The sequence below is a fragment of the Variovorax sp. GW821-FHT09D07 genome (assembly GCF_059416345.1).
On record NZ_JBWKOY010000002.1, the window covers coordinates 570,076 to 586,061 of the forward strand.

General features: G+C 69.5%; 14 protein-coding genes. 6 read left to right on the forward strand and 8 right to left on the reverse strand.

All coding sequences use genetic code 11. The annotated features are described in order from the left end of the window. Positions 1-3: 3 nt before the first annotated feature. Complete coding sequence (locus tag AC07OX_RS08970; protein WP_495260581.1) at positions 4-1,578, forward strand: PepSY domain-containing protein; 1,575 nt, start codon at positions 4-6, stop codon at positions 1,576-1,578. Here AC07OX_RS08970 and AC07OX_RS08975 read toward each other — a convergent pair. Further along, on the reverse strand, positions 1,511-2,737 hold the full coding sequence (locus AC07OX_RS08975; RefSeq protein WP_495260580.1) for a D-amino acid dehydrogenase: 1,227 nt from the start codon (positions 2,735-2,737) through the stop codon (positions 1,511-1,513). The two genes, AC07OX_RS08970 and AC07OX_RS08975, sit on opposite strands and share 68 nt — an antisense overlap. 201 nt (positions 2,738-2,938) lie before the next feature. Between AC07OX_RS08975 and AC07OX_RS08980 the strand changes: the two genes are divergently transcribed. The 5 genes from AC07OX_RS08980 to AC07OX_RS09000 all read left to right on the forward strand — a co-directional run bounded on the left by AC07OX_RS08980 (position 2,939) and on the right by AC07OX_RS09000 (position 6,985). After that, complete coding sequence (locus AC07OX_RS08980; protein WP_062468917.1) at positions 2,939-3,829, forward strand: transporter substrate-binding domain-containing protein; 891 nt, start codon at positions 2,939-2,941, stop codon at positions 3,827-3,829. A 20-nt stretch (positions 3,830-3,849) separates the two neighbouring features. Continuing rightward, entirely contained in the window at positions 3,850-4,590 is a 741-nt protein-coding gene (locus AC07OX_RS08985) for an aspartate/glutamate racemase family protein (protein ID WP_307584776.1), read from the forward strand. A 127-nt stretch (positions 4,591-4,717) separates the two neighbouring features. After that, positions 4,718-5,617 carry a dienelactone hydrolase family protein gene (locus tag AC07OX_RS08990; RefSeq protein ID WP_495260579.1) on the forward strand — a complete coding sequence of 300 codons (900 nt, stop codon included), beginning with the start codon at positions 4,718-4,720 and terminating at the stop codon, positions 5,615-5,617. A gap of 112 nt (positions 5,618-5,729) precedes the next feature. Beyond that, a complete protein-coding gene (locus AC07OX_RS08995) occupies positions 5,730-6,635 on the forward strand; it encodes a ZIP family metal transporter (protein ID WP_495260578.1) in 906 nt (301 codons plus the stop codon). A gap of 131 nt (positions 6,636-6,766) precedes the next feature. Further along, positions 6,767-6,985, forward strand: a complete 219-nt coding sequence (locus AC07OX_RS09000; RefSeq protein ID WP_062468907.1) for a hypothetical protein — start codon at positions 6,767-6,769, stop codon at positions 6,983-6,985. 19 nt (positions 6,986-7,004) lie between these two features. Here AC07OX_RS09000 and AC07OX_RS09005 read toward each other — a convergent pair whose 3' ends face one another. The 7 genes from AC07OX_RS09005 to AC07OX_RS09035 all read right to left on the reverse strand — a co-directional run bounded on the left by AC07OX_RS09005 (position 7,005) and on the right by AC07OX_RS09035 (position 15,980). Further along, positions 7,005-8,390 (reverse strand): amidase, encoded by a 1,386-nt coding sequence (locus tag AC07OX_RS09005; RefSeq protein ID WP_495260577.1) that lies wholly within the window; start codon positions 8,388-8,390, stop codon positions 7,005-7,007. Between the two features lie 63 nt (positions 8,391-8,453). After that, a complete protein-coding gene (locus tag AC07OX_RS09010; protein ID WP_495260576.1) occupies positions 8,454-10,085 on the reverse strand; it encodes a dipeptide ABC transporter ATP-binding protein in 1,632 nt (543 codons plus the stop codon). A gap of 2 nt (positions 10,086-10,087) precedes the next feature. Next, positions 10,088-11,038, reverse strand: a complete 951-nt coding sequence (locus tag AC07OX_RS09015) for an ABC transporter permease (RefSeq protein ID WP_070061793.1) — start codon at positions 11,036-11,038, stop codon at positions 10,088-10,090. Positions 11,039-11,059: 21 nt separating this feature from the next. Further along, positions 11,060-12,001 (reverse strand): ABC transporter permease, encoded by a 942-nt coding sequence (locus AC07OX_RS09020; protein WP_062468895.1) that lies wholly within the window; start codon positions 11,999-12,001, stop codon positions 11,060-11,062. A 142-nt stretch (positions 12,002-12,143) separates the two neighbouring features. Beyond that, a complete protein-coding gene (locus tag AC07OX_RS09025) occupies positions 12,144-13,742 on the reverse strand; it encodes an ABC transporter substrate-binding protein (protein ID WP_495260575.1) in 1,599 nt (532 codons plus the stop codon). 6 nt (positions 13,743-13,748) lie between these two features. After that, positions 13,749-14,288: a MarR family winged helix-turn-helix transcriptional regulator gene (locus AC07OX_RS09030; RefSeq protein ID WP_495260574.1), complete on the reverse strand. Its 540-nt coding sequence runs from the start codon at positions 14,286-14,288 to the stop codon at positions 13,749-13,751. A gap of 234 nt (positions 14,289-14,522) precedes the next feature. Continuing rightward, a complete protein-coding gene (locus AC07OX_RS09035) occupies positions 14,523-15,980 on the reverse strand; it encodes an N-acyl-D-amino-acid deacylase family protein (protein WP_062468888.1) in 1,458 nt (485 codons plus the stop codon). Positions 15,981-15,986 lie beyond the last annotated feature (6 nt).

The following is a 15,986-nucleotide window of genomic DNA, read 5'->3' on the forward strand; positions in this document are numbered from 1 at the left end:
GCCATGCATGCCAAACGCTGGTTGTTCCTGATCCACCGCTGGCTGGGCGTGGTCGTCTGCGCCTTCTTCGCGATGTGGTTCGTCTCGGGCGTGGTGATGATGTACGTGGGCTACCCCAAGCTCACCGAGGTCGAGCGTTTGCAGCACCTGCCGCCGCTCGATGCGAAGGCACCCTTGCTGGGGCCGCGGCAGGCGCTCGATGCGGCCGGTATCGCGGGGCCGCTGCAAGACTTGCGGCTGGCCGTGGCCAGCGGAGGGCAGGTGGTTTACCTCGCGGTGCCGGCGAGCGCGGCCGAACCCGGTGCGCGCCGATCACCGCCGGGGCGCGGCGTGGTCGTCGTCGATGCCCAGACCGGCGCCGTGCTGCGCCAGGTCGACCGCGCCCGCGCGCTCGTGAGTGCGCAGGCCTATGGGGGCGAGGGCATGGTGCTCCAGTACCGGGGCACCATCGACGAAGACGCCTTCACCCATTCGCGCGGGCTCGACGCGCACCGCCCGCTGCATGTGGTCGACCTGGCCGATGCGCAGGCCACGCGGCTGTACATCTCGGGCCGCACCGGCGAAGTGGTGCGCGACGCACCGCGCACCGAGCGGCTGTGGAACTACGCCGGCGCATGGATTCATTGGCTGTACCCGCTGCGCGGCACGGGCCTGGACCGCTACTGGGCCGACATCGTCAACTGGTTGTCGATCGTCGGCATCGCCGTCACGCTCACCGGCACCGTGGTGGGCGTGATGCGCTGGCGCTTCCGGCGCACCTACAAGAGCGGCTCGCACTCGCCATACCAGGGCTTCATGATGCGTTGGCATCACATCAGCGGGCTGCTGTTCGCGCTCGTCACGCTGACGTGGATCTTCAGCGGGCTGATGTCGATGAACCCTTGGCGCGTGTTCGACAGCGGCGCGCCGGCATTGCGCATGGCGGCGATGCAGGGCGGGCCGCTCGTTGTAGGCATGGGCGAGGCGACGCCCGCTGCATTGCTGGCTTCCACGCGTGGCGACATCCGCGAACTGCGCTGGGTGCGCGCGGCGGGGCAGACGCTGGTGCTGGCCAGCACCGCCGGCGGCCGGCCGCTGGTGCGCGATGCGGCCAGCGCGCAGCCTCGGCAGATCGAACCCGCGGCGCTGCGCACCGCCGTCGCGCAACTGCTGCCCGACCCGGTCGCGCGCATCGACGTGCTCACCGCCTACGACAGCCACTACTACACGCGCGAAGCGCACACCATGACTGGCGGCAGCGAGAAGCCGTTGCCCGTCTGGCGCGTGGTGTTCGCCGACACGCACGCCACCTGGGTCCATGTCGATCCGCAGACCGGCGCCATGCTCGGCCGCAGCGACAGCACGCGCCGGTGGAGCCGCTGGCTGTTCGCGATGCTGCACAGTTGGGACTGGCTTCCGCTGCTCGCGCACCGTCCGCTGTGGGACGTGCTGCTGGTCGCGCTCAGTGCGGGCGGTGCGCTGCTGAGCCTGACCGGCGTGGTGATCGGCTGGCGGCGCCTGGGCCGCAAGCTCAGAAGCGCGACGGGGCCGCGTCCAGCGCCTGCGCGATCCGCTGCGCCGAGCCGAAGGCCAGCGTGAAACCCAGCGCGCCGTGGCCGGTGTTGAAGAGCATGTTCGACGGCGCGTGCGGCAGCCGCCCGATGATCGGCAGGCCCTTCGGCGTGGCCGGGCGCATGCCGGTCCAGGGGTGCAGTTCGGCCAGGCGGCTGGCGCGCGGGAACACGGTGCGCGTGGCGTCGGCCAGCGTCTCGATGCGCGTGGCCGGAATGCTCGCGTCGTGCCCCACGAGCTCGGCCATGCCCGCCACGCGCAGGCGCGAGCCGATGCGCGCGAAGACGACCTTGCGCGCGCTGTCGGTCACGTTCACGCGGGGTGCCGCACCGGGGGCGGGGTCGACGTCGACCGTGATGCTGTAGCCCTTGAGCGGGTACACCGGCAGGTAGGCACCGAGCGCGCGACCCAACTTGTGCGAGGCCGAGCCCAGCGCCATCACGAAGGCATCGGCTTCGATGTCGCCTTCATTGGTCTGCACCGCCACCACGCGACCTTCGCTGCGCGCGAAGCCGTGCACGTCGGTACCAAGCAGGAAGCGCACGCCGCGCGTGCTCAGTGCGCGCATCAGCTCGGCGCACACCTTGAGGCAGTCGGCCGCGCACTCGCTCGGCGTGTGGACCGCACCCGCCATCTGGCCGCGGTAGTCCGCGAGCGCGGGCTCGATGGCCACGCACTCGTCGGGCGTGACGATGCGCTGCTCGCTGCCCAGGGTGCGCTGCAGTTCGACCTGCGCGCGCGCACCGGCCAGCGAGGCGGCGCTGGCATAGATCACCAGCTTGCCGGTGGCGGAGAAATCGCAGTCGGGCGCGATGTCGGCCTGCATGGCCTCGAAGCCGGTGCGGCTCGCGGCCGCCAGTGCGAGCAACTGCGCGGTGGTGTCGCGCGAGGTCGCGGCGTTGCACGCGGCCAGGAAGGCCAGGCCCCAGCGCCATTGCAGCGGATCGAGTTGCGGGCGCAGCTTCAGCGGCGAGGTGGGGGAGAACAGCAGCTTGGGCAGCTGCGTCCAGATCGACGGATCGGCCAGCGGCTGCACGTACGAGTAGCTCAGCTGCGCGCCGTTGCCGCCGCTGGCGCCCGCGCCGGGCGCCGCGCGGTCGATCACCGTGACCTGGTGGCCCTGGCGCTCGAGTTGCCAGGCGGTCGCCAGGCCCACGATGCCGGCGCCGAGCACGCACACATGCATGGAGGCAACTTTCCGGAAGTGAAGAAGAAAGGGAACAGAAGAGACAGCGTGCGACTGTAGAGGCCCCTCGCCGTGCCCGGAAATGCCAAAAGAACCCAGCCCATAACCTTTGGGCATGACCCCGGGGTTAATTGGAATTGTCCCGATGTGTCACTCCTTCTTACACTGGCTGTCTGTTCAATCCAACCGATGAAGGCTCGAATGAAACTCTCCGTTTTGATGGCGTCCCTGGCTGCCGCGGTCCTCTTCACTGCACCGGCCGCGCAGGCTGCCGACACGCTCGCCAAGATCGCCGAGTCCGGCAAGATCTCGCTCGCCTACCGCGAGTCGTCGGTGCCCTTCAGCTACCTGGACGGCCCCAACAAGCCGATCGGGTTCTCGGTGGAACTCTCCAACGCCGTGGTCGAGGCGGTGAAGAAGAAGTTGAACAAGCCCAATCTGCAGGTCTCGCTGATGGCGGTCACCTCGCAGAACCGCATCCCGCTGATTACCAACGGCACCATCGACCTGGAGTGCGGCTCCACCACCAACAACACCGCGCGCGGCAAGGACGTGGCCTTTGCGGTGAACCACTTCTACACGGGCACGCGCCTCTTGACGAAGAAGTCTTCCAAGATCAAGGACTACGCCGACCTCGCCAAGAAGACCGTGGCCAGCACCACCGGCACCACCAACGCGCTGGTCATGCGCAAGTACAACACCGAGAAGAACCTCGACATGAACATCGTGCTCGGCAAGGACCACGCCGACGCGTTCCTGCTGGTCGAGAGCGACCGCGCCGTGGCCTTCGCCATGGACGACATCCTGCTGTTCGGCCTCATCGCCAACTCGAAGAACCCGGCCGACTACGAAGTGGTGGGCGAGTCGCTGCAGGTCGAGCCCTACGCCTGCATGCTGCCCAAGGACGACCCGGCCTTCAAGAAGCTGGTGGACGACACCTTCACCGCGATGATGAAGAGCGGCGAGTTCGAGAAGCTCTACACCAAGTGGTTCATGCAGCCGATCCCGCCGAAGAACGTGCCGCTGAACCTGCCGATGAGCGACCAGCTGAAAGAGAACCTCAAGGCCTTCAGCGACAAGCCGGCCACCTGATCGAAGGCAAGAGAAAAGACATGGTCGCAGCCACACAGGTCGTCGGCATCCTCGGGGGCATGGGCCCCGCGGCGGGCGCCGACTTCGTCCGGCTCTTCGTGCAGGCCTGCGCGCAGCAGATGCGTGCGCGTGGCGAGCCGGTGCGCGACCAGTCCTTTCCCGAGCACTGGCTGGCGCAGGTGCCGGTGCCCGACCGCACCGGTGCGCTGGCCTCCGACGCGCAGGGCGCGCACCAGCCGCTCGAACCGATGCTGCAGGCGCTGGGCCGGCTGGCCGCGCTGGGCAGCCGCGCCGTGGCCATCGCCTGCAACACCGCGCATGCGTGGCATGCCAACCTGCAGGAGCGCTTTCCGCAGGTCGAGCTGCTGCACATGGCGCGCGAGACCGCGCAGCACCTGGCCGCGCAGGGCGCGAGCGAGGTGGCGCTGATGGCCACCGAAGGCACCTACCGCGTGCGGCTGTACGAGCAGGCACTGGCCGAGGCCGGCCTGGGCTGCCATGTGCCGTCGGCCGACGAGCGCCAGACCATCATGCGCGGCATCTTCGACGGCGTGAAGGCCGGCAACCTGCCGCTGGCCGAACGCTGTTTCTCCGAGGTCGCGCTGCGGCTGGCCGAACGGCACGGCCCGGTCACGATCATCATGGGCTGCACCGAGGTGCCGCTGGGCCTGCAGGGCTCGGCCGCGGTGGCGGGGCTGCGCCTCGTCGATCCGGCCCAGGTGCTGGCCGAGGCGCTGGCACGGCGGGCTTACGGCACCTAGCGCGAGCCCAGCACAGCCCGGCTGCTTTACCGCCGGGTCACACGGCCCGGCCCGATTTCGCCTACATTGCGGCGTGCGTTTTTCTACGCCACACCCCCTTGTCAGACGATTCAACCGGAGCCCTTGCATGACCTCCTTCGACGACAACCGTTCCGAATTCGATTCGCTGCGCCCCGGCGACAGCACCGAGCAGGGGGCCACGCGCCGCACCGCGCTCAAGGCCGCCCTCGGTGTCGGCTACGCCGCCGCCGTGCTGCCGGTGGCCGCGCAGACGGCCATCACCACCCCGGCCGATGGCCTGAAGGCCGGCCCCATCAAGTACACCGTCAACGGTTTCGGGGTGCCCGCCTATGCCGCGGCGCCGGCCGGCAAGACGGGGCTGCCCGTGGTGCTGGTGATCCAGGAGATCTTCGGCGTGCACGAGTACATCGCCGACACCTGCCGCCGCTTCGCCGAGCTGGGCTACCTGGCCATTGCGCCCGAGCTGTATGCGCGCCAGGGCGATCCGCGCGGCTACACCGACATTCCCAAGCTGCAGGCCGAGGTCGTCACCAAGGTGCCCGACGCGCAGGTCATGGCCGACCTCGACGGCGCGCTGGCCTGGGCCAAGGCCAACGGCGGCGACACGAGCAAGGCCGGCATCACCGGCTTCTGCTGGGGCGGGCGCATCGTGTGGCTGTATGCGGCCACCGGCAAGGTCAAGGCCGGCGTGGCCTGGTACGGCCGGCTGGTCGGGCAGGCCAGCGAATTGCAGCCGAAACACCCCGTCGACATCGCCGCCAACCTGCAGGCGCCGGTGCTCGGCCTGTACGGCGGAAAAGACCAGGGCATCCCCCTTGACACGGTTGATAAGATGAAAGCTGCTCTGGCCACTGGAACTGCAGCGGCCAAGGCATCGAGCTTCGTCGTGTACCCCGAAGCAGGCCACGCGTTCCACGCCGACTACCGCCCCAGCTACCTCAAGAGCGCCGCGGAAGACGGCTGGCAGCGTGCCACGGCCTGGTTCAAAGCCAATGGTGTCGCCTGACCGAAGACGGCGCCCGTAGCCACCCGCCGCCGAAGGCCGTCCGAAGTGACGGCCTTTCTCTTTTTATGAACGGAACAAGGTCATAACGGCCGTCCCTCTTGCGCAAGCAGCTATGAATTTGATAGTAATTCTCGTGGCGACCCTGGTCGCCGGCATCGGAAGCGTCTGGCTCGCGGCCCTGCTGCTGCGCGTGGGCGTGCGCAGCGGCGGTGGCGGCGTGAACCCGCAGCACCTGCTGAGCCTGGCGGCCGGCGCGCTGCTGGCCACCGCCTTCATGCACCTGCTGCCCGAGGCCTTCGAAAGCCGCATCGAACCCGCGCTGCTGTTCGCGGTGCTGCTGTTCGGGCTGGTGTTCTTCTTTTTGCTCGACAAGGCCGAGCTGTGGCACCACGGGCACGAGCATCACCATGGCGATGCCGCGCCGGCGAAAGAGGGCGCGCACGACCACCACGGCCATGAGCATCACGACCATTCGCACGCTCATCACCACCACGCACCCCCCACGGGCGGCGGCGGCTGGGCTGTGCTCACCGGCGACAGCGTGCACTGCTTCGGCGACGGCATCCTGATCGCCTCGGCCTTCGTGGCCGACATCCGCCTGGGCCTCGTGGCCGCGCTGGCCGTGCTCGCGCACGAAGTGCCGCACCACATCGGCGACCTCGTCGTGCTGCGCCAGAGCTCGGCCAATTCGCGCGCCGCGCTGGTGAAGGTGTCGCTCGCGGGCACGATGACCATGCTCGGCGGCATTGCGGGCTGGTGGCTGGTCGACCAGCTGCATGGCTGGCTGCCGTACTTCCTGGTGCTGGCGGGCAGCAGCTTCGTCTACGTGGCGCTGGCCGACCTGATTCCGCAGCTGCAGAAGCGCCTGCCCGCGCGCCAGACCGCGGCGCAGATCGCGTGGCTGGCGGCGGGCATCCTGCTGGTCACGCTCGTGAGCCGGTTGGCGCACGGCGAGCATGGCCACGAACACGGCCACGATGAAGGACACGGCGAGCACGGCCACGTCCACAAGGACTGACGACGACGCGTGTGAGCGGCCTCGGGAGACGGGAAACTTTCCGACACCGACGTCAGCCCGGCGATCCACCGCAAGGGGCAAAACAGGCGCACCATAGAGGGCCGTTTACTCATCTGCCGAGGAATTCGATCATGACGCCCCAAGCCGATGCCACCGCGCGCTCCGCCTCGTCGTCCGAAGACGACGATGACGACAGCACGCCTGCCGACGACTTCGACGAACTCGAAGCCGATGCGTCCGACGACCTGTCGGACGAAACGGGCATCGACCTCACCGATGCCAGCGAGCTCGATGCCGACAACGTGCCGGCCGACGAAGAGTTCGACCGCGTGATGAACGCGCCGGACTGATTCGCCTGACCCAGCCCGGTCAGGCCGGTTCAGGCCAGCGCGCCTGTGCCGGACGCACCGATTCGTAGAAGCGCGCCATCTGCAGCACACCCAGGTCGTCGAAGCGGCGCCCCGCGATCTGTAGGCCGATCGGCAGGCCATTTTTCGCGTGGCCGCAGTTGATCGAGGCGGCCGGTTGTTCCGACTGGTTGAACACCGACGTGAAGTGCGAGTCCTTCAGCAGGTTTTCCGAGCCGCTGTTGATCGCGTCCGCCGCGAAGGGCAGCACCGGCGACACCGGCGACAGCACGTAGTCGAAGGGCTGCGTGGCCGCCACGGTGGCCGCGCGCAGCGCCTGCATGCGCGTGAAGGCGCGGAAGGTGTCTTCGGGCGTGAGCGAGGCGGCGAACTCGGCCGCCTGGTGGATGTAGCCGGCCGCGAGCTTGGCGCGCTCCGGCGCCATCGCGGCCAGGTCGACGCGGCAGCGCATGGTGAAGAAGTGGGCCATGCCCATGCGCATGTCGAGCGTGGTCCAGTCGGCCAGCGGCTCGACGATGGCGCCGGCCTGCTCGAACAGGCGCGCCGCGGCCAGCACCGCCTCTTTCACTTCCGCATCGATGGGCCAGCCGCCCATGGTCTCGGTCCACAGGCCGATGCGCAGGCCCTTCACATTGCGTTCGAGCCGCTGCCACGCGAAGTCGTTCGGCGGCAGGCTCATGTAGTCGCGCGCGTCGGGGCGCGTCACCACCTGCATCAAGAGCGCGGCGTCGGCCACGGTGCGCGTCATGGGGCCGATCACGCGCGCCGCAGCGGGCGGGTCGACCGGGATGCGGCCCTGGCTGGGCTTGAGGCCGAACACGCCGCAGAAGCTGGCCGGAATGCGCACCGAGCCGCCGATGTCGGTGCCCAGGTGCAGCGGGCCGTAGCCCGCGGCGGCGGCGGCGCCGGCGCCCGAGCTCGAGCCGCCGGTGTTGCGGCCCAGGTCCCACGGGTTGCGCGTGAGCGCGTGGAAGCTCGACGGCGCTGCGCCGAGGAAGCCGAAGTCGGGCATCGTCGTCTTGGTCACGATCACCGCGCCGGCTTCGCGCAGGCGTGCAGCGGCGGGGGCGTCGGCCGCGGCGGGCGCCAGCACGGTGGCCGCGCTGCCGATCGGCGTGGGCGTGCCGCGCGTGGCGATGTTCTCCTTCAGCGTGACCGGCACGCCGTCGAGATCGCCTTGCGGCTTGCCCTGGGCCCAGCGTGCCTCGGAGGCGCGCGCCGATGCGAGTGCGGCCTCGGCGTCCAGCCCGTAGGTGGCGTGGATGTGTGGCTCCCAGCGCTCGATGCGCGCAAGCACGGCCTGCGTCACCTCGACCGGCGACAAGGCGCGGTCACGGTAGCGTTCGAGCAACTGGAGGGCACTGAGTTCGTACAGGGGTGTGGTCATGTCTTCGTTTCTTCTTGGGGTGGTGGGATGAAGGTGGGTTGAAAGAGGGGAAGAGGGCGCCGTTCAGCCGCCCCCGAACGCATAGCCCTGGCCCGGCGCCGCGGCCAGCAGCGTGCGCGTGTAGGCCTCGCGCGGCGACAGCAGCACGTCGTGCGCGCTGCCTTGCTCGACGATGCGGCCCTTGTGCATCACGATCAGGCGGTCGCAGATCTGGCTGGCCACGCGCAGGTCGTGGGTGATGAACAGGATGCCGATCGACAGCCGCTGCTGGATCTCCGCGAGCAGCTTCAATATCTGGTCCTGCACCGACACGTCGAGCGCCGACACGGCTTCGTCGGCGATCAGCACGCGCGGCTCGCAGGCCAGCGCGCGTGCAATGCACAGCCGCTGGCGCTGGCCGCCCGAGAACTCGCTCGGGTAGCGGTGCAGCACCTCGGGCTGCAGCCGCACCAGCGCCATCAGCTCCTCGGCGCGCTGCCAGGCCCGGGCGTGCGGCACGCCGAAATTCACCGGCCCCTCGACGATCGACTGGCCCACCGTGCGGCGCGGGTTGAGCGAGCGGTTCGGGTCCTGGAACACGACCTGCACCATGCGCCGGAACGCCGAGCGCTGCGCGCCGCGCGAGCCCTCGATGCCCGGCACGCGGATGTCGCCGTCGGTCGGCTCGATCAGCCGCGCGATGCAGCGCGCCACGGTCGACTTGCCCGAGCCCGATTCGCCCACGATGCCGACGGTCTCGCCCGCATGCAGCTTCAGCGACACGTCGGCCGCCGCATGCACCGTGCGGCGCTTGCCGGGCCAGCTGCCCGTGCGGTAGACCTTGCCCACGCCGCGCGCATCGAGCAGCGGCGCCTGGGCGTCGATGGGCGCGCGCAGCACGGGCGCCAGCCGCGGCACGGCGTCGAGCAGCATGCGCGTGTAGGCCTCCTTCGGGCGGCGCAGCACGTCGTCCTTCGGGCCGCTCTCGACCTGCCGGCCCAGCTGCAGCACCACCACCTGGTCGGCGATGTCCGCCACCACGCCGAAGTCGTGCGTGATGAACAGCACGGCCGTGCCGTTCTCCTGCTGCATCTCGCGGATGAGCGCGAGGATCTCGGCCTGCGTGGTCACGTCGAGCGCGGTGGTGGGCTCGTCGCAGATCAGCAGGGCCGGGCGCAGGATCAGCGCGATGGCGATCACGATGCGCTGGCGCTGCCCGCCCGAGAGCTGGTGCGGGTAGGCGTCGTAGATGCGCTGGGGCTCGGGCAGCCGCACGCGCTCGAAGATGGCCAGCACGCGCGCGCGGCGCGCGGCGGCGCCCAGCGTCGTGTGCTCGGCCAGGATCTCGTCGACCTGCGCGCCGCAGCGCATCACCGGGTTGAGCGCGGTCATCGGCTCCTGGAACACCATCGCCATGCGCGCGCCGCGCAGGGCGCGCAGCCGCGCCGGGCTGGCCGCGAGCACGTCCTCGCCCTGCACCTCGATGCGCCCGGACGAGGGTCGCAGCGATGTGGGCAGCAGGCCCATCGCGGCCTGCGCGATGACCGACTTGCCGGAGCCCGATTCGCCCAGCAGGCACACGACCTGGCCGGGCATGACGTCGAACGAGATGCCGTGCACCGCGTGCGCGCGGTCGGCGCCGGCGGGCAGGTCGATGGCGAGGTCGCGCACCACGAGGCAGGGCGCGGCGGACGTTGTGGAAGGGGTGGATGTCATGCTCAGCCTCCGCGTGCCTTGAACTTGGGATCGAGTGCGTCGCGCAGGCCGTCGCCGAGCATGTTCACGGCCAGCACCGTGAGCGCCAGGAAGAGGCCGGGCAGCAGCACGGTCGAGGGGTGCGAGGTGAAGTGCGTGCGGCCTTCGGACATGATGTTCCCCCAGGTCGGCACCTCGGACGGCAGGCCGATGCCCAGGAACGACATCACGGCCTCCACCAGCATCGCCGCCGCGCAGATGAAGGTGCCCTGCACGATCAGCGGCGCCACCGTGTTGGGCAGGATGTGGCGCAGCATCAGCTTCCAGGTCGGCGTGTCGAGCGCAACGGCCGCTTCCACATACGGCTCTTCGCGCACCGACAGCACCACCGAGCGCACCAGCCGCGCCACGCGCGGCGTCTCGGGCACCACGATGGCCAGGATCACCGTGAGCAGGCTGGGCCGCCACACGGCCACCAGCACGATCGCGAACAGGATGCCGGGGATGGCCATCATCCCGTCCATCACCCGCATGATCACGCCGTCCAGGCGCCGGAAGTAGCCCGCCACCATGCCCACCACGAGGCCGAACGCGACCGAGCCCAGCGCCACCGCCACGCCCACCGACAGCGAGATGCGCGCGCCGTAGGCCGTGCGGCTCCACAGGTCGCGGCCCATGCTGTCGGTGCCCAGCGGGAAGAAGCGATCGAAGCTGTCGCCCGCCAGCGTGGTGAACTCGGCACGCGCGCCGGGCGGCAGGTGCGAGTTCGCGGGGTCCATCGCGTTCGGGTCGATGGTGCCGAGCCAGGGCGCGGCCACTGCCAGCAGCAGCATCGCGGCCAGCAGGACGCCGCCGATGCGCACGCCGCCGTTGGCGAGCAGGCGGCGCAGCAGCGAGCGGGCCGGGGCCCGGGGTGCGGCGGGAGGAACCGCGGCAGAGGCAGGCGCGTCGTCGCGCAGGGAGATCGAAGTCATGGCGGGGCTTTCGAAGGAAGGTCAGTACCGGATGCGCGGATCGAGCAGCAGGTAGCTCAGGTCCACCAGCAGGTTGACCACCACGTACACGAGCGAGAAGAAGAGGGTGATCGCCTGGATCAGCGGGTAGTCGCGCGAGAGCACGGCGTCCACCGTGAGCTGGCCCAGGCCGGGGATCGCGTAGATCGTCTCGGTGACCACCACGCCGCCGATCAGGCCCGCCACGCTCAGGCCGATGACGGTGGCGATCGGTACGGCCGCGTTGGCCAGCGCGTGGCGCAGCAGCATGCGCCACTCGGCGATGCCCTTGGCGCGCGCGGTGCGCACGTAGTCTTCGGTGAGCGCCTCCGACACCGCCGCGCGCGTGACCCGCGCGATGAGCGCCGCGTACATCACGGCCAGCGTGACGCAGGGCAGTGCGAGGTGGCGCAGCCACGGGCCCACGCCGTCGCCGATGCGCTGGTAGCCCTGCGAGGGCAGCCAGCCGAGCTGCATCGAGAACAGCCAGATCATCACGTAGCCGGCCACGAACACCGGCACCGAGAAGCCGAGCACCGAGGCGCCCATGATGAAGCGGTCGAGCCGGCCGCCGCGCCGCGAGGCCGCGAGCACGCCCAGCGGCACGGCGATCAGCACCGTGAGCACCACCGTCACCGCCGCCACCGAGAGCGTGGGTTCCAGGCGCTGGCCGATCAGGTCGGTCACGCGCATCCGGTAGAAGAACGAGTAGCCGAGGTCGCCGCGCAGCACCTGGCCGAGCCAGTGCACGAACTGCGTCACGATCGATGCGTCCAGGCCCAGCTGGGCGCGGATGCGTGCGATGTCCTGCGCACTGGCCGCGTCGCCGGCAATGGCCGCCGCGGGGTCGCCGGGCGTCATGCGCAGCAGCAGGAAGACGATGACGGCCACGATCAGGAGCACGGGCGCGGTGGCCAGTCCGCGGCGCAACAGGAAGTGGAGCATGTGAATCAGGTCCTTGACGAGGGGCCGGGCGTGTGGCGCGGGCAAAGGAAGTCCCGCCCGGCTGCCGCGCGAGGCGCAGCCGGTCAGGGGTGGCGATCAGAAAGGGGAGAGGGGCGGGCGCGCGGGCCGGCCTATGTCGCGGTCATGGCGATGGCGCGGACGTCTTGCGCACGTTCCAGTACAGCACCGCCGGCGACGGCAGCAGGCCGGTGATGGTGCCGCGGCGCACGGCCGTGGGCGCCTTGCCTTCGCCGAGCGGGGCGAGCACGCCGTGTTCGAGCACGACCTGCTGGATCTGCGTGGCGATCTCCTTGCGCTGCGCGAGGTCGGCGGTGGCGATGAACTTGGTCTTCAGCGCCTCGAGTTCGGGCACCACCGGCCAGCCGAAGTAGCCCTGGTCGCCGTTGCCGGTCAGCGGGCTGTAGCCGATGGGGCTGCTCGCGTCCACGCCGCCCCAGAAGGTGATGAAGGCGTTCCAGCCGCCGTTCTCGGGCAGGTCCTTCTTGGCGCGCCGGGTCACGAGCGTGGCCCAGTCGGTGGTCTGCACGTCGACGTTGAAGCCCACCTGCTTGAGCAGCTGGCCGTACACCGCGGGCAGCTTGTTCAGCGCGGGCGCGTCGCCCGGCAGCAGGATCACCACGGGCTTGCCGTCGTAGCCCGATTCCTTGAGCAGCTTGCGCGCCTCTTCGAACTGCGGCTTGCCGGTGTAGAAGCCCGTCTTGTCGCTCGCATAGAGCGAGCCGCACAGGTAGATCGAGGCGCAGGGCTTGTAGAAGTCGCGGAAGGTGACCTGCGCGCGCAGCATCGCCTCCTGGTTGATGGCCAGCATCGCGGCCTTCAGCGCCTTGGGGTTGTTGAACGGCGGCACCTTGTGGTTGTAGAGCACCGTGAAGGGGCCCGCCGGCATCACGTCGACCAGCTCGATCTTGTCGTTGGTGCGCATGCCGGTGTAGCCCGACGAGGGCACGGTCTCGAGCATGTCGACCTCGCCGTTGAGCAGCGCATTGGTCTGCGTCTGCGGATCGCGCAGCATCACCCACTCGACGCGGTCGACGTGCACCACCTTGCCGCCGGCCAGGCCCGAGGCGGGTTCCTTGCGCGGCACGTAGGCGGTGTTCTTGCGGTAGATGACGCGGTCGCCGGGGCGGAAGTCTTCCTTGGCGAGCGTGAAGGGGCCGGAGCCCACCATCTCGTCGATCTGCTTGTCGGCGGGCGTGTCGGCCACGCGCTTGGGCATGATGAAAGGCACCAGCGGGTTGGGCTTGCCGAGCGCGTCGAGCACCACGCCGAAGGGCTGCTTGAACGTCATGCGAAAGCCGCTCGGGCCGTCGGCGGCGATGCTGTCCATCGCCTCGTACATCTTCTGGCCCAGCGTGTCGCGCTTGGCCCAGCGCGCCAGCGAGGCGATCACGTCCTGCGAGGTGACCGGGGCGCCGTCGTGGAACTTCAGGCCCGGGCGCAGCGTGAAGCTCCACACCTTGTTGTCGGCGCTCGCGCTGTACTTGTCGACCATCTGCGGCTTGATGACGCCCTTCTCGTCCATCGCGAAGAGGGTGTCGTAGATCATCAGGCCGTGATTGCGCGTGATGTTGGCGGTGGTCCAGATCGGGTCGACGATCTTCAGGTCCGACGAGGGCACGGTGCGAAGCACGGTCTGGGCGGACGCGGTGGCGGCGAAGCACAAAGCGAGCGCCGACAGGGAAGCCGCCGCGACGCGGCGCGGTGAAAGGTGGATTGCCATGGAGCCTTACTTCTTTCGGGAGGGAGCGGAAGACGAGGGAGAGGAAGACGGGGCCGATTCCTTGCTTTCGCGCAGCTGCACCAGCAGGAATTCGAAGATGTCGCGCGAGCCTTCTTCGGCGTCGATGAGCTTGTGCATGATGCGGCGCAGGTTCTCGATGTCGGCGACGCTCAGGCAGTCGAGAAAGCGCGCTTCCATCTCATGCCCGATGGGCTCGGCGCGCAGCACCATGTCGATGCCGGCCGGGCTCAGGCACAGGCGGATCTGCCGCGCGTCCTCGGCGCCGATCTGGCGCTCGACCAGCTCGCGCTGCACCAGCGAGCTCACCAGCTTGGAGACCAGCGTCTTCTCGATGGCGCAGGTCTGCACCAGTTGCCCCATGGTGATGCCGGGCGCGGCGCCGATCATGCGCAGCAGCCGCACGTCGCGGATCGACAGGCCGAGCTCGATCTCGTAGATGCGCGAGCCGCGGTCGCGCGTGCGCTGCGAGGCCAGGTCGAGCAGGACGTTGAGGTAGTCGTCTTTCAGGCGAAGCGGGGCGTGCATGGCGGGTTGGTAGAAGTCTTCAATAGTTGAAATGTTCAACTATGTGGACGAACTACGCAAGCTCCGGGCCAGCTGTCGAGGGAAATCCCCTAGGGGTGCGCCGCCAGAGGGGAAAGACGCCAGGGAGAAAGAAAAGCCGGGCCCCTGAGGCCCGGCGTGTTCACCGATCCGGTGCTGCGCATGCACCAGGATGCGAAGGCGGGCACCGTGCAGGCGCCGCCGGGGTGCGCGCTGTCAGGCCGCGTCCTGGCGCACGATCACCTGCCCGTTGCGCGCGCCGCTGTGCACGCCGTGACGCCAGGTGACGGCGCCGTTCACGATCACCGCATCGATGCCTTCGGCCGGCTCGGTCGGCGTTTCGTAGTTCGCGGTGTCGCGCACGGTGGCGGCGTTGAAGACCACCACGTCGGCGTGGTGCCCGACCTTGAGCGCGCCGCGCTCGTGCAGGCCGAAGTTGCGCGCCGTGAGCCCGGTCATCTTCCACACCGCCGTCTCCAGCGGGAACAGCCCCACGTCGCGGCTGTAGTGCCCCAGCACGCGCGGGAAGGTGCCCCACAGGCGCGGGTGCGGCTTGTCGCCCAGCGGAATGCCGTCGGAGCCGATCATGGTTTCGTCGAAGGCGAGCACGCGCTGCACGTCGTCCTCGTCCATCATGAAATAGATGGCGCTGCCGGGCGACAGGCGCAGCGCGGCCTCTTCGCCCGACACGCCCCATTCGGCGGCGATGTCCTTCAGGTCGCGGCCCGCGCATTCGGGGTGCGGCACGCTGGAGGCGATGAGCACGCGCCCGTCCATCATTCCGCGGTCGGTGCGGATCATGGTGGAGCCGGCCGTGTACGGGTAGCAATCGAGGCCGATGCACTGGTGCTTCATCGCTTCCTGGATGAAGGGCAGCGTGACCTTGGTCTTGCCGAAGTTCTGCGTGTTCTGCACCTTGTGGTGCGACACCACCACCGGGATGTCGAGCGCGCGACCGATGTGGAAGGTTTCTTCGAGCGACTCCATCACGCGGTCGCTCTCGTCGCGCATGTGCGTCACGTACAGCGCCTTGCGCGCCGTGAGCGGACGGCCGACCTCGATGATTTCCTCGGTCGTCGCCTTCACGGCCGGCGGGTAGAAGGTGCCGGTCGACAGGCCGATGGCGCCGGCCTGCATCGCTTCTTCGACCAGCGCCTGCATGGCGGCGATCTCCTGCGCGGTGGCGGGGCGGTCGAGGTCGGACATGGTCACGGCGCGCAGGGTCGAGTGGCCGACCATCGCCGCCACGTTGACCGACGAGGGCGTGGCGCGCAGCGCGTCGAGGTAGGCCGCAAACGTCGTGAAGCGGTCTTCCGGCGGCGTTTCGAGCAGGCTCAGCGGCATCGGCAGGTCCATGTCGGCGCGCAGCGGCGCGGCGCTGATGCCGCAGTTGCCCGCCACCACCGTGGTCACGCCCTGCGACACCTTGAACGGCATCTGCGCATGCGACAGCACGGCCTGGTCGTCGTGCGTGTGCGAGTCGATGAAGCCCGGCGCGACGATGCGACCGGTGGCGTCGAGCGTCTGGTCGGCCGTGTGGCCCGCGAGCTTGCCGATGGCGGCGATGCGGCCATTGACGATGCCCACGTCGGCGTCGAAGCGCGGGGCCTTGGTGCCGTCGATCACGGTGCCGCCGTGGATCAAGAGGTCGTAGTGGGGTGTCTTGTCGGTCATTGGGGG